12 protein-coding genes are annotated in these 13,471 nt (G+C 65.8%); 8 read left to right on the top strand and 4 right to left on the bottom strand.

What is annotated here, in order from left to right; genetic code table 11:
* The first annotated feature begins 312 nt into the window (after positions 1 to 312).
* From ACN2C8_RS15010 to ACN2C8_RS14985, 6 genes are all read left to right on the top strand, one after another.
* Positions 313 to 777: a DUF1348 family protein gene (locus ACN2C8_RS15010; protein ID WP_419252820.1), complete on the top strand. Its 465-nt coding sequence runs from the start codon at positions 313 to 315 to the stop codon at positions 775 to 777.
* Positions 778 to 820: 43 nt separating this feature from the next.
* Complete coding sequence (locus ACN2C8_RS15005; protein ID WP_419252818.1) at positions 821 to 1,390, top strand: pyridoxamine 5'-phosphate oxidase family protein; 570 nt, start codon at positions 821 to 823, stop codon at positions 1,388 to 1,390.
* Between the two features lie 236 nt (positions 1,391 to 1,626).
* A complete protein-coding gene (locus ACN2C8_RS15000) occupies positions 1,627 to 2,208 on the top strand; it encodes an RNA polymerase sigma factor (protein WP_419252816.1) in 582 nt (193 codons plus the stop codon).
* Positions 2,172 to 3,122, top strand: a complete 951-nt coding sequence (locus tag ACN2C8_RS14995; protein WP_419252815.1) for a FecR family protein — start codon at positions 2,172 to 2,174, stop codon at positions 3,120 to 3,122. Before ACN2C8_RS15000 ends, ACN2C8_RS14995 begins: the two co-directional genes overlap by 37 nt.
* A 73-nt stretch (positions 3,123 to 3,195) precedes the next feature.
* A complete protein-coding gene (locus tag ACN2C8_RS14990; protein ID WP_419252813.1) occupies positions 3,196 to 6,000 on the top strand; it encodes a TonB-dependent receptor in 2,805 nt (934 codons plus the stop codon).
* Between the two features lie 74 nt (positions 6,001 to 6,074).
* Entirely contained in the window at positions 6,075 to 7,544 is a 1,470-nt protein-coding gene (locus ACN2C8_RS14985) for a CehA/McbA family metallohydrolase (protein ID WP_419252811.1), read from the top strand.
* A 110-nt stretch (positions 7,545 to 7,654) separates the two neighbouring features.
* Here the strand turns inward: ACN2C8_RS14985 and ACN2C8_RS14980 are convergent, their stop codons facing one another.
* Positions 7,655 to 8,764: an endonuclease/exonuclease/phosphatase family protein gene (locus ACN2C8_RS14980; protein ID WP_419252809.1), complete on the bottom strand. Its 1,110-nt coding sequence runs from the start codon at positions 8,762 to 8,764 to the stop codon at positions 7,655 to 7,657.
* 441 nt (positions 8,765 to 9,205) lie between these two features.
* Here ACN2C8_RS14980 and ACN2C8_RS14975 point away from each other — a divergent pair, with 441 nt between their 5' ends.
* Entirely contained in the window at positions 9,206 to 10,012 is an 807-nt protein-coding gene (locus tag ACN2C8_RS14975; RefSeq protein ID WP_419252807.1) for a hypothetical protein, read from the top strand.
* A gap of 500 nt (positions 10,013 to 10,512) precedes the next feature.
* Here ACN2C8_RS14975 and ACN2C8_RS14970 read toward each other — a convergent pair whose 3' ends face one another.
* Positions 10,513 to 11,190 carry a YkvA family protein gene (locus ACN2C8_RS14970; RefSeq protein WP_419252805.1) on the bottom strand — a complete coding sequence of 226 codons (678 nt, stop codon included), beginning with the start codon at positions 11,188 to 11,190 and terminating at the stop codon, positions 10,513 to 10,515.
* Between the two features lie 171 nt (positions 11,191 to 11,361).
* On the opposite strand from ACN2C8_RS14970, the gene mtnP reads away from it, so the two are divergent.
* Positions 11,362 to 12,243 carry an S-methyl-5'-thioadenosine phosphorylase gene (gene mtnP, locus ACN2C8_RS14965; RefSeq protein WP_419252803.1) on the top strand — a complete coding sequence of 294 codons (882 nt, stop codon included), beginning with the start codon at positions 11,362 to 11,364 and terminating at the stop codon, positions 12,241 to 12,243.
* Here mtnP and ACN2C8_RS14960 read toward each other — a convergent pair.
* Both ACN2C8_RS14960 and ACN2C8_RS14955 read right to left on the bottom strand, forming a co-directional pair.
* Positions 12,221 to 12,823 carry a TIGR04282 family arsenosugar biosynthesis glycosyltransferase gene (locus ACN2C8_RS14960; RefSeq protein ID WP_419252801.1) on the bottom strand — a complete coding sequence of 201 codons (603 nt, stop codon included), beginning with the start codon at positions 12,821 to 12,823 and terminating at the stop codon, positions 12,221 to 12,223. The two genes, mtnP and ACN2C8_RS14960, sit on opposite strands and share 23 nt — an antisense overlap.
* Complete coding sequence (locus ACN2C8_RS14955; protein WP_419252799.1) at positions 12,813 to 13,469, bottom strand: TIGR04283 family arsenosugar biosynthesis glycosyltransferase; 657 nt, start codon at positions 13,467 to 13,469, stop codon at positions 12,813 to 12,815. The genes ACN2C8_RS14960 and ACN2C8_RS14955 overlap by 11 nt, the downstream gene beginning before the upstream one ends.
* Between the last annotated feature and the right edge of the window lie 2 nt (positions 13,470 to 13,471).

The following is a 13,471-nucleotide window of genomic DNA, read 5'->3' as shown; positions in this document are numbered from 1 at the left end:
GCATCCGGCGCCTCGCTGCGTCTTCTCTCGTGGCTTGTCGCGCACGGGAACCTGCACCAAGTTTTGGGCTGAACTGAAAGGTGCGAGGCCCCGGCTTAATGACAGCCGTAGTAAATGGACGCAGATCTTTCGACGTGACGGTCAAGACCGTTTCGCCTGCTGAAACTGATCATTGCCTACAAGGCGGATTATCCCGTCTCAGATTCTGGTGTCTGGTCATTGCAGGGTTCTGGCCGTCGCGGTCGCGCCCTTTGGCTTTCCTCTCGGCCCTCCGAAGCGCGGCCGTCCACTCCGATGCAAAGGTAGACATCCATGGCCCGCCCTCCGCTGCCGCCGTTTGATCGTGATGGCGCCATCCAAAAAGTGCGAATGGCGGAAGATGGCTGGAACTCCCGGAACCCGGACGCTGTCTCTCTGGCCTATACTGAGGACAGCGTCTGGCGGAACCGCGCCGAATTCCTGCAAGGTCGGGCGGCGATCGTCAGCTTCCTGACCGGCAAATGGCAGCGCGAGGCCGAGTATCGGCTCATCAAGGAGCTCTGGGCCTTCACCGACAACCGCATCGCCGTGCGCTTTGCCTACGAATGGCAGGACGCGGCCGGTCAATGGTGGCGCTCGTACGGCAACGAGAACTGGGAGTTCGACGGCGAGGGGCTGATGCGCCTGCGGATCGCCAGCATCAACGATTTGGAGATCCAGGAGCAGGATCGGCTGTTCCGATGGCCGCAAGGCCGGCGTCCTGATGACCATCCAGGGTTATCTGATCTGGGTCTCTAGTCCGCAGTAGCAATGGAGGAAGTGACCCATGGGACATAGATTCATGGAGCTGGCTTTCACGCCAGGCGTCATCGCTGCGCAGGAGGCGCAAGGGAGCCGTCGTGGCTATGAGGGCTTCGACGCCGGCCCGGCCTTCAGCGACGCTCTGGGGCCCCAGGAAGACGCGTTCATCCTTGAGCGGGATAGTTTTTACCTCGCCACGGTCGGTGAGACCGGTTGGCCCTATGTCCAGCACCGAGGTGGGCCGATTGGGTTTCTGCAGCCCCTGGACGACCGCCGCCTTGTGTTCCCCGACTATCGCGGAAACCGTCAGTACATCAGCCTTGGCAACATCGATGCAGCATCGAAGGTTTGCCTCTTCCTGATGGATTACGAGCAGAAGGTTCGGTTGAAAATCTTTGGCCTGGCATCGGTCAGCTCAGAGCAGCCGGAAGGCTATGTCGACGCCCCGGACGCGGCGCGCAGGCGTGTGGAGCGTTACTGGACCATCCAGGTCCAAGGCTTCGACTGGAATTGCCCCCAGCACATTACCCGGCGCTTCCCGGAGTCGCGTGTGCATGAGCTGGTAAAGTCGCTTCGCGACCGTATTGCTGAGCTCGAGGCGCTGATCTGAAGGCCTTGTTGCTGGAGGAGCGCCAATGTACGCATCTGGCGCTTCGTCGACCTTGGGAAGGTCGACCTGTCGACATCGTGCCATTACCAGAAAGCCTGGCACTGAAGTGAAGGAACGCCGACGGAGCGGCTGATCGGAAACCCGCGTGGACCTGGTCCGTCAGCAAACTGACACGCTATCGCGCTAGTTCAGCTTGGCATCGACCCGGCTGCATTTCGGGTGACGGGACGCCCTAGATGGCCTGGCTGCGTGACATAGATCGTTGGTTCGCGACCCGCATATTGCCCTATGCTGGCAACTATCGCGCCTATGCCCGCAAGCTGATCGGCGACGAGGCTGAGGCCGAGGATCTGGTTCAAGAGGCCTATGCGAAGGTGCTGGGCGTTGCCGACTGGCGCCGGCTTGAGGCGCCTGACCGTTTTGTGATGACCATCATCCGCAACCTGGCCTTCGAGCGTTTCCGCCGCGCCAAGGTGGTCGGGATTCGTCAGATCGGGGTGCTGGAAATGGACCTGCTGGCCGATCCTGCGCCGGACGCCTATGCTGTGACGAGCGCCCGACAGGAGCTCGACTTGGTGCTTGCCGCGCTGGAGCGCTTGCCCGACCAATGCCGCAAGGTTCTGACCTTGCGAAAAATGTACGGCCTTTCGCCCGGGCAGATAGCGGTTAGGTTGAACCTGTCCATCTCTACGGTCGAGAAACACCTCGCCAAGGGGCTCCGCCTCTTGACCAAGGCCCTGGCGGCGGGTGATGGCCGCAGTATTGAGAAACGACCGAGTTCATGGCCAAGACGGGCGATCAAGACAGAGACGCACTGATCGCCCAGGCTTCGCAATGGCTGGCGCGACTGGACGCTGGCCGGACGACCGAACGTGAGCTGGACGCCTGGCGTGACGCCGATCCGCGCCGCGCGGCGGCCTTCGCAGAGGTAGCAAGCGCCTGGAGCCGGCTGGATGCGTTGCGAGCCGACGCGGCGCGGCCCCCGCCGGCGATCAATCGTCGCGCCTGGCTGACCGGCGGCGGCGCGGCCCTGGCGGCTAGCCTGGTGGGCGGCGCCTATCTTGGCCGCGACGTGCTGCTGCGCGACCGCGCGGCGACCGGGATCGGCGAGCGCCGCACCCTGGCCTTGCCCGATGGCAGCTCGATCGAACTGAACACCGACACCGAGGTCTTCTGGCGTTTCGACCGACAGCGCCGCCGGCTGTGGCTGGCGCGCGGCGAGGCGGCCCTGACCATCGCCAGGGACAGCCTGCGTCCGTTTGAGCTGGTCACCGCCCAGGGCCTGGCGCGGTTGGCGGCAGGGCAGTTCAACGCCCGCCTGCGCCCGGCGGGGCTGGATCTGGTGGTCCTGGCCGGGCGGGCGGTGATCGAAACGGCGTCCGCCACCGCCGAGGCGGGCGTGGCCGGTCCCGACGACGCCCGCCGGGTGCTGGAAGTCAGCGACAGCAAGATCGCGGTCGTCGACGCGCCGGAAGATCAGGTCCAGAACGCGCAGGCTTGGCGGCGGGGCGAGATCGTCTTCGAGGGCCAGGCGCTGTCGGTCGCGGTCGCGGAATACAACCGCTACCTGACCCGCAAGCTGGTCATCGACGACGCGCAAGCGGCCAATCTGCGGCTGGGCGGCCGGTTCCTGACCGGGGACCCCGACAGCTTTCTGCAGGCCTTGCGCACGACCTTCGGCCTACGGATCATTGACGACGGGTCGTCGCGAATTCTTCTTAAATCTCGATAGGGGTTTTCCCCGCCTTCCCCGTCTTCCGGTGCGAGACGCCGATCACGGCGATCAACGAAGCAGGGGCAATCCGATGATCAAGACCTGGGCGCCGCGCATGGGCGCGTGCTTGTTGCTGGCCACCACGGCCATTGTTTCCGCGGTCCCCCTCGCCGCCCAGGCCCAGGCGGCCGCGCGCGTCGCATTCGACATTCCGGCCGGCGACACGGCGGCGGCGCTGAACGCATTCTCGCGCCAGGCCGGCGTGCAGCTGATGTTCCCCTATGACGTCGCCGCCCGTCACCGCACCGACGGCCTGAAGGGCGCGTTTGGCCGCGAAGAGGCCCTGCGCAAGTTGATCGAGGGCGCCGATCTGGAGATCGCCTCGGCCAATGCTCAGGTCATCACCCTGCGCGAACGGGCGGCTGGCCCTTTGGCCGCCAACGCGGCCGCCGCTGATGTGGTCGAGCAGGTGATCGTCACTTCGCGGGCCGGCTCTGACGCCCGCACGCGCCAGGCCACCAGCTACGCGGTCACCAGCATGAGCGAAGAGAGCCTGCGTATGCGCGCGCCGATGGGCGTGGCCGATGCGCTGAAGTCTGTGCCCGGCTTCTGGGTCGAGGCCTCCGGCGGCGAGGCCAGCGCCAATATCCGCGCCCGCGGCATCCCGCAGGAAGGCTTTTCGGCCATCGCCCTGCAGGAGGACGGCGCGCCGATCCAGCATGACGGCGGCCTGGGCTACCTGAACGCCGACCAGTCCTTCCGCCTGGATGAAACCATTGAGCGCATCGAAGTGGTGCGCGGTGGTCCCTCGTCGATCTTCGCCTCCTATGCGCCCGGCGGTACGGTCAACTTCATCACCCGCAAGGGCGGCGACACGCCCGAAGGCATCGCGAAGCTTCAGCTCAGCGACTACGGCCTCAAGCGCGTCGACCTCTGGTATGGCGGCCCGATCGGCGAGTGGCGCGTCGGGGCAGGCGGTTTCTGGCGCGAGGATGACGGCATCCGCGATCCGGGCTTCACGGCCAACAAAGGCTATCAGTGGCGCGTCTCGGCCGGTCGCGACTTCGAGCGCGGTAGCATCGAGGTCAACATCAAGCACCTGGACGACAACGTCATCCTGTTCGCCGGCGTGCCGATCAAGTTCAACGCCGCCGGCGAGCCGGGCGACACCCCCGGCTTCGACGCCCTGAAGGGCACCCTGGCCGGTCCGGAAACCGCCCAGCTGACCTTGCGCGGCCCCAAGGGTCCGTTTAGCTGGGACCTGACGCGGGGCACCGAGGTCAAGCTGACCCAGGCCACCGCCACCCTGAACTACGAGCTGTTCGACGGCTGGAACTTCCAGAACACGCTGCGTTACCGTACCTCGGAATCCAAGCGCATCGGCCTGTTCCCCAACACTCCGGTGACCGGCGCGTCTCGCATCGCCCAGTATCGCCCCCTGCTGCTGGCGCTCACGCCGGGCGCCACAGACGTGCAGCTGCGCTATGCCACCTCGCCGACCGAGATCTTCCAGACCACGGGCGCCGGCCAGAACGGCAACGGCCTGGTTCTCGACGGTTCGCTGCGTTACGTTTCGGTGCCGCTGGACGAGCTGATCAATGACGCCCGCTTGCTGCACAAGTTCGAAGTCGGCGGTCAGACCCACGACGTCGCCCTGGGCGTCTATGCCGCCCATGTCGAAGAAGCCTTCAATCGCTATTCGGCCAACACCCTGCTCGACGTGCGCAGCAACGCTCGTCGCCTCGACCTCGTGGCCGTCAATGGCGCAGGTCAGATCCTTTCCAGCCTCACCGAGAACGGCGTCTCGCGCTACGGCGCCGAGTTCGCCAATGGCGACGGCAAGGCTAATACCACCGCCGTCTATCTGACGGATGAATGGAGCCTCACGCCGTCCCTGCGCATCGACGCCGGGGTGCGCTGGGAGCAGATCGAGTTCGCTGGCCGCAGCGAGCGCAGCAAGACAATTAATCTGGGCCTCTCACCGGCCCCGGCCGACGACACTGTCCTGTCCGGGTCGGGCATCTATGATCGCCTCGACCGCAAGTTCGATCACGTCGGCTGGACCCTGGGCGCCGACTATAGGATCACCCCGCAGATGGGCGTGTTCGCGCGCTACACCTCGGCCTTCCGCCTGCCGTCGCTGGGCGATTTCATCACCAACGCCCTCAACGCCGCCCCGACCGTGCAGACCATGGACCTGATGGAGGCCGGATATAAGTGGTCCATGCCCAAGTCCGATCTCTACGCCACGGTATTCCAGACCACCTATGACAACCTGGGCTTCGGCAGCCTGGTGTTCAATCCGACCTCCGGCGCCTATGTGCAGCAAGCCAGCATCACCGACACCCAGACCCTGGGCCTGGAGCTGGAAGGGACCCTGCGCCCGACCCGCTGGTTCGACCTGGGCTTCAGCGCCACGATCCAGAACCCGAAATTTGGCGACTACAAGTTCGAGGAAGCTTGCTCGATCTCGGCGGCCGACGTCACCTGCCAGGTCAAGCCGCCGGCCGCCACGGCCAGCCGCACGCGCGACTTTACCGGCAATCAGCTGATCCGCGTGCCAAAGACCTCGTTCCGCCTGACGCCCGGCCTTACCCTGCTGGATGGCCGCCTGCGGCTGGAAAGCAGCGTCGAGCGTTACGGTGATCGCTATTCCGACGCCGCCAACACCCTGAAGCTGCCCGCCTATACCCTGGTGGGCGCTACTGTGCGGTTCAATGTCACCGACAAGCTGGCCCTCTATGCCTATGGCAACAACCTCACCGACGAGATCGGTCTGACCGAGGGCAATCCCCGCGCTGGCCAGATCATCAGCACCGAGGCCGGCGCCGTCTATGGCATCGGTCGTCCTGAGTTCGGCCGCTCGTTCCGCGCGGCGGTGATGTACCGCTTCTAGTCCGCTTTCCTATCCCCCTCGACTCTGGGCGGCCGGTTCCCCCCGGCCGCCCAACTTTTCGTTGGAAGATCGACATGATCCGCTGCCTGCTCGCGCTGTTCGTTCTTGGCCTGGCGACGCCGACCTGGGCGCGCGAAAAGGCGCCGGACCTGGTGCTGACCGGCCAGATCGTCGGCGCGGACCACCAGACCTACAAGCCGGTGACCTTTGACGTGCCGGCCGGCGTGACGCGGTTGACCGTGGCCTTCGACCATACCGGCAAGGACCAGCGAACGGTCATTGATCTGGGCCTGATGGATCCTGAGCGTTTCCGGGGCTGGAGCGGCGGCAACAAGCGCAGCTTCACCGTGGCGGTCGAGGACGCGACCATGAGCTACCTTCCCGGGCCCCTGCCGGCCGGGCGCTGGACCCTGCTGCTGGGCGTGCCCAATACCCGCGCCGCGACCGTTGCGTCCTATGAGGCCAGGATCTTCCTGGAGCGGACGATCGGCGCGCCCGGCCTGACCCAGGCGCCGTTGAAGGCCGCAGCCGGCTGGTATCGCGGCGACCTGCATGCCCATACCGGCCACAGCGATGGTTCCTGCCAGACCCAGTCCGGGGCCCGCGCGCCCTGTCCGGTCTATCGCACCGCCGAGGCGGCGTCGGCCAGGGGCCTGGATTTCATCGCCATCACCGACCACAACACCACCAGCCATTTCGAGGCGATGGCGGAACTGCAGCCCGCCTTCGACAGGTTGCTGCTGATCCCGGGGCGCGAAGTGACCACCTTCCAGGGCCACGCCAATGTGTTTGGCCCGACCGCCTTTATCGACTTCCGCCTGGGCGATCGCGCCCTGCCAAATGTCCGCACCCTGCAAAGCCTTGTCGACGCCGCCGGCGGTCTGTTCTCCATCAACCATCCCAGCTCGCCCTCCGGCGAGATCTGCATGGGCTGTGGCTGGACGGCGGCCAATACCGACTATGACAAGGTTCAGGCGATCGAGGTGGCCAATGGCGGCTCCGAGCGCGCCCAGGGCGGGGCGGAGGGGCCGCTGTCGGGCGTGGCCTTCTGGGAGGCGAAGTTGAACGCCGGCCATCGGATCACCGCGATCGGCGGCAGCGACAATCATGACGCCGGCCTGGCGCGCGACATCGCCTCGGCGGTCGGGCGGCCGACGACCGTGGTGTACGCTGAAGAGCTCTCCACGCCGGGGCTTCTGGCCGGGCTCAAGGCCGGCCGGGTGTTCATCGATCTCGACGGAACGCGCGACCGGGTACTTGATCTTTCGGCTCGCGCCTCTGCGGGCGAGGCCGTCATGGGTGGCGTCCTCGCGGTCAAGCGCGGCGAGGTGGTCCGGTTCGCGGTGACGGCATTGGGCGCAGATCTTGCTGGCCTGGAGGTCGTGCGTGACGGCGTGGTTGACGCCGTGCGCTTCGAACAGCCCGGTGTTTTCTCGATTAAGCTCGATGATCGCGCCTCTTGGGTGCGCGTCAATCTGCGCGATAGCAGCGGCCGGCTGCTGTTGATCGGAAATCCGATCTACTTGAAGCTGACGAGCAAGTAGCGGTCCGCGGGAAGTGCAACCCGGACTGTGTAGAGGACCCAAGGCGGGAGATCCGCCCTGAAGCATCAGGCGACTGTTTTGGAGCCGCCAGTTTGTTTTCCCAGGTCCGCTTACCGCCGCCAGATGACTTTGACGCCAAGGCCACCGCGCAGCTGGGGCCGCAACTCGAGCGGCGGCCGCGGGGACGCGGTGGCCACAACGGCATGATCCCAGCTGAGCCGATAGCGCACCAGATAGCCGTCGTGATCCGATAGCTGCGGCCCCGCCTTGGAAGCGCCGAACAGTGTCTCGATCCGGACCGGCCGCACGGTCACCGGCCCGGCGCTGGCAAAGGCCTGCAGGTCCTGGGAGCGCAGCCAGGGCCGAGCGGCCGGATGATCCACGGCCTGGCCTTCGCAGGGACTGGCGGCGCGGTTGCAGAATTCGCTGACCACCTGATACGGCCGCTCAGCCGATCGATAGTCGTAGCGGTCGGGGGCGTTGCGGACATTGAAGTCGCCGCCGACCAGCAGCGGCCGATCAACGTCGCGATGGGCGTTGATGAAGGTCATCAGCTCCTCGGTCTGCAGATTGTGCGCCTGCAATGACCGGGCGATCGGCACCTTGGCGGCGCGCCGCGAATTGAGGTGGGTATTGACGATGTCGATCTGGCTGGGCGCGCCGGGAAGCGCCAGGCGGACCATCATCACCCCCTTGTTGGCCAAACAGTCGAGTCCGGCGCAGTAGCTGTAGGGCATGTCCTCGACATCCGTGATCGGCGCGTCGCTCAGCACGTGCAGGCCGGCGCCCGTGAACTTGCCCCAGCCCTCGCCGAACGACGGATAGCGCACCGAGGCGTAGCGCCGCCCGTTCTCCGCCCGGGCCCTTGAGGCCCGGTCGAACCGGCTGGGCCCGCGCGCCCAGTAGCTATAGCCGCTGGCCTCGACCAGGTCGCTGACCTCGCCACGAAAGCCTTCCTGGATCAGCACCACGTCGGGCTGCTGGCCCTCGCGCCGCATCGTCGCCAGTTCAGCCCCGATCGCCCTCAGGGCCTTGGCGCGACCCTTGGCCAGCGGCCAGGGCAGGCCACGGACATTGTAGGTGAGCACGCTTATCTCGGTGCTGCGGGTCCCGCCGGGCGGAGCGGCCGCGCTGCCGCCGGACGAGGCGCCGAGATCGCTTCCATTGAGGGCCAGGGCCGCCAGGGCGGGAACTAGGGGTAAAGTCGCCAAAGTCATCATTTCGCCGCTCCCAGACATGCGGGCCGCTTTGAATGACGTTATCGTCGTCAAGACGGCGCGTAGTTCAGACGCAGCCGGATGTGTACTGATCTTCTTCCCGGCGCCTCCTGTCTCCACTGAGTCGGCGACGGTGAAATGAATCGTACGCGAAGGTTTTATTTCTACGCCCGGGCCGAGTCGGCCAGACTCTGAGGAAATTTCCGGCGACGCGCGGACATGTTTGCCACGGGGGGCAAAGGTGCGACGCCCACCTGTAACATGCCTGTCACTCGCCGGGCTTAAGCGCCTCTCGGACGTCAGAGGGGCGATAGTGTTCAAGACCGGTCGCCAGGACGTGACTGGGCCAGAACGCGCCAACCTGCAGGAATGGGCCAACTACGGCCTCATTTTCTGGCCTGGCGCTGCGTTGAACTTCTAGGGCCCGGACGGAGAAAAAAGCCGATGATCCTGCAGCTTTTTGCGGTCCTAGCGCTTCAGGCGTCCGAAGCACTTCCCTTGCCGGTTGTCGCGCCGGCTCTCAAGGCCGAGACGGTCCGTCGCTATGAGGGGTCTGCCAGCCAGGGCGCCGCCGCCGGCCCTAAAGACCTCTATTCGGTCAGCAACTTCAGGCTCATCCGTTTTGACAAGAACACCGGCGAAAAGCGCGCGGAGTGGGTTGGCGAGAAGGCGCGCTTTCCGCACATCAACTCCTGCGCGGTGATTGCCAGGGAGTTGGTCTGCGCTAGCTCCAACTTCCCCGCCACGCCACACGTCAGCACGGTCGAGGTGTTCGATCCCATGAGCCTGGCGCACAAGCGCAGCATCTCGCTGGGGCTGGGAACGGGCTCAGTCACCTGGATTGACCGGCACGACGGCTTCTGGTGGGCGATGTTCGCCAACTATGATGGCAAGGGCGGCGAGACCCCGCGCGACCACCGGCACACCACCCTGGTGAAGTTCGACAATCAGTGGCGTCGGGTTGAGGCCTGGGGCCTGCCGGCCACCGTGCTGGGGCGCATCGCGCCGATGAGTGTTTCGGGCGGTGGCTGGGGGCCGGATGGCAGGCTCTATCTGAGCGGCCACGATTTGCCAGAGCTGTATGTCATGCAACTGCCCAAGGGCGGCGGCGTGCTCGACCATCTCGCCACCCTGGGCATGGAGGCCGAGGGCCAGGCTATTGATTGGGACGAGAGCCAGCCGGGAATTCTCTACGGGATCACGCGGCGAACCCGAGAGATCCTCGCTATGCGTGTCCCGCTTCCGCAGTAGCCGCTTTTGATGCGTCAGTAGGGGCGGGCCGAAGGATTGCGGTTCCGCCTTCCTGAACCGTTGTTGAAGTTAAACAAATTCATCACGCCCTCCGAGCTTGGGGTCGCTCTCATGCGTGTTGATAGGGTCATCGGATGGCGTGGTTTCATCAGGCCCCGGTTCGAGGCTGATCCTGGTTGCTCTCCACCTGTAACCCGTGAGCTTCCAGCGGAGCCGCTATGCATTGTGGTTACAGATCGGGAATTCTAAGCTATTGAAATATAATAACTTGTTTCAAGACTACGAATCTGAGGGTCGGACGTTCGAATCGTTCCGGGCGCGCCATTTTCTTCCCATTGAGATCGTTAGGGCTTTTCGGCTCTGCCCTGGGGCAGCCGACGACCGTCGCAAGGGCAGGGGTGTTCGCCTTCCTTGACCTCACCGAGCGCGCCGCCAGGTGCGCGGGGCTCTGACGGGTTTGCACGCCGCGGGCGGACCTTCCAAACTTTTGAGAAGAGTGGTTAGCGGACCTTCCGCCAGTACCAAACCGAAGCGATCAGAAACACAACGAGCCACAAGACGACTATCGCCACGGCCATGAGCCGGTTGACCGGTCTCGCTACGGCAAGCGCTTCCGCCCGAAACTCTGCCATCAGAACGGGGGGGATCAATCGAACCGCGAGCGCGATCCCAAGCGGAACAATCACCAGATCGTCCAGGTAGCCGATTAAGGGAATGAAATCAGGTATCAGGTCGATGGGGCTTAAAGCGTAGGCCGCGACGGCCCCTGCAACCAGCTTCGCAGCCATCGGTGTGCGTGGGCTACGGGCTGCGATCCACAGAGCGACGACATCCCGCTTCAAGCCTTTGGCCCATGACTTGATCTGCGTGAGCATGACCGCGCTTGTGCCGTGACTATCCAATGCCTGCAACGGGTCGAAAACACAATCTCGGCCGGCGCCGCAGGGCGGGCGTTGAGGGCAAGGGCTCAGCCGGTCCCACACAGGTGGTTGGTTCGATCGCGCCGCCTTGGGCTTGTCCCGGTTGGTGTGCCGGTTGGTAACGGCCTCTTGGCTCTGTCGGATCAGGGCGAGCAGGCCAGCTGACCGCTTGTTCTCGACCACGGCCGCCTCGGCGACGCGTCGCAGCTTGTCGAAGGTGCGGTAGGGCGCCGACATCATCATCACGAGGCGGATCACCTCTGGTGAGCTGTCAAAACTATCGGAACGGGCTCTTCATCGACCGATGCTAACGGCTCAAATTGGCGTCCCCAAATTTGGGCTGACAATGCCCATGAGGCTTGCAAGGCCAGTCTGTCCCATCGCCCCCGGATGACGTATCAACGGCGCCTGGGCTCGGAGAGGAACGGCATGAAGGACTGGGTGATCGGCGTCATGGGCGGTTCGGGCCTGTACGACCTGGACGGGTTGTCGGATCGGCGGACTCTCCGCCTGGAGTCGCCGTGGGGCGCGCCGTCCGATGAGCTGGTCACCGGAACCCTTGAAGGGGTTCGCCTGGTCTTCCTGCCGCGCCACGGCCAGGGCCACCGCATTCCGCCGGGCGCGATCAATGCCCGCGCCAATATGGATGTTCTGAAGCGGGCGGGCTGTACCGACCTGGTGTCGGTTTCGGCGGTCGGCTCGCTGCGGGAAGAGCTGCCGCCCGGGACCTTCGTCGTGGTCGATCAGTTCATCGACCGGACCGTCGCGCGGCCCGCCTCCTTCTTCGGCCCAGGGCTCGTCGCTCACGTCTCGATGGCCGATCCGGTCTGTCCGAGCCTGTCGTCCGCAGCGGCGAAGGCGGCGCGTGCGGCGGGGGCCGTGACGGTCGAGGGCGGCGTCTATGTCGCCATCGAAGGCCCGCAGTTCTCGACCCGCGCTGAAAGTGAGCTCTACCGCGCCTGGGGATGTTCAGTCGTCGGCATGACGGCGATGCCCGAGGCCCGCCTGGCCCGTGAGGCGGAGCTGCCCTATGCCAGCGTTTGCATGGTCACCGACTATGACTGCTGGCGGGCCGACACGGCCCATGTCGAGGTCGCCGGGATCCTGGCGACCATGAAGGCCAATGCCGAGGCGGCGCGCCGGATGCTGACCGAACTGGCGCGCGGCCTGCCGCAGGCCCGAACGGCCTCACCGATCGACACAGGCCTGGACTATGCCGTCGTTACCGATCCCGCGTCATGGGATCCGGTGCTGGCGGGCAAGCTGGCGGGGATCTGCCCCAGACGGTTCAGCCCCGGCGCGATCGGCTGAGATAGCGCCGAAGCGACGCTCCGTCATCGACGTCCTCCTGTACCCTTAGCAGGGCGACCGGGCGGGTCCCCATGTTGGCCACTGTGTCGGCCAGGGCCTCTTGGGTCGACCAGCGGACGCCCTCAAACGGCAGATGCATCCGTGGCCGGCGGCGAAGACCGATCAGCCAATAGCCACCATCGCGGGCCGGGCCGAACACGGCGTCGTGGGCGCCGAGCGCAGCGAAGGCCTGGGCCACGTCCTGACGTGTCACGGTCGGGGTGTCGGCGCCGAGGATGACCACCTGTCCGCGCGGCAGGGCGCGGACGACCCGTTCCAGCTTCTCGCCCAGATGGCCTGGTCCCTGGGCGATCACGCGCGACGGCGCGGCCCAGTCCGTCGGCCGGTCCGGCGAAACGGCCATCCATAGGGTCCATCGCGGGTCGCGGCCCAGGGTGCGACGCAGGCGCGCCAGAGCCGCCCGAGCAAACCGTACAGCCTCCAGGTCGCCGACATCTGCGGCGAGCCGGCGCTTGCCCACGCCGTAGCGCGGCTGCCGGGTAAACAGAACCAGATGCTGCTGGGTTGGATCAGCGGCCATAGAGCGTCGCGATCCGGGCCGGGGCGACGCCCAGCAAATACAGCGCCAGGCAGCGCAGGTTCAGGGCGCTCTGGCGAACCCAGCCGCGGCGACGCCAGCGCTCGGCCGAGGTCAGGGCGGAACCGTCCAGCCGGCGAAGACGGTGGCGACCAAGGCGGCGGGCCAGGTCGACATCCTCCATCAGGGGCAGGGCGGCAAATCCCCCGATCTCGGCATAGAGGTCGCGATGGATCAGAAGCCCCTGGTCGCCATAGGGCAGGGCCAGGAAGGCGACCCTGAGGCCGACGCCCCATTCCAGCAGCCGCGCCTGCCAGGCGGAGTCGTCGAGCTTGAACCTGAAGGCTCCAGCCCACCCCCGTCCTTGGGGGTCGGCGATATGGTTCGCCAGAGCCGTCCAGGCAGGTGCATCGAGCCGGGTGTCGGCGTGCAGGAACAATAACCATGCGCTGGTGGCGGCCTCGGCGCCGAGGGCGAGCTGATGGCCGCGCCCCGGGACAGAGTGAAGCACCCGCGCGCCATGGGCGGCTGCGCGGACGACGGTGTCATCGACGGAGCCGCCATCCACGACGATCACCTCTCGCACCGCAGGCAGGTCGACCAGGGTATTGGCCAGGCGTTCGCCGGCATTGAGCACGGGCAGGATCACTG

It is taken from the genome of Caulobacter sp. ErkDOM-C, from assembly GCF_048541825.1.
Lineage (GTDB): Bacteria > Pseudomonadota > Alphaproteobacteria > Caulobacterales > Caulobacteraceae > Caulobacter.
Note: the sequence above shows the minus strand (reverse complement) of the source record. Positions and strands in the feature narration are given on the sequence as shown.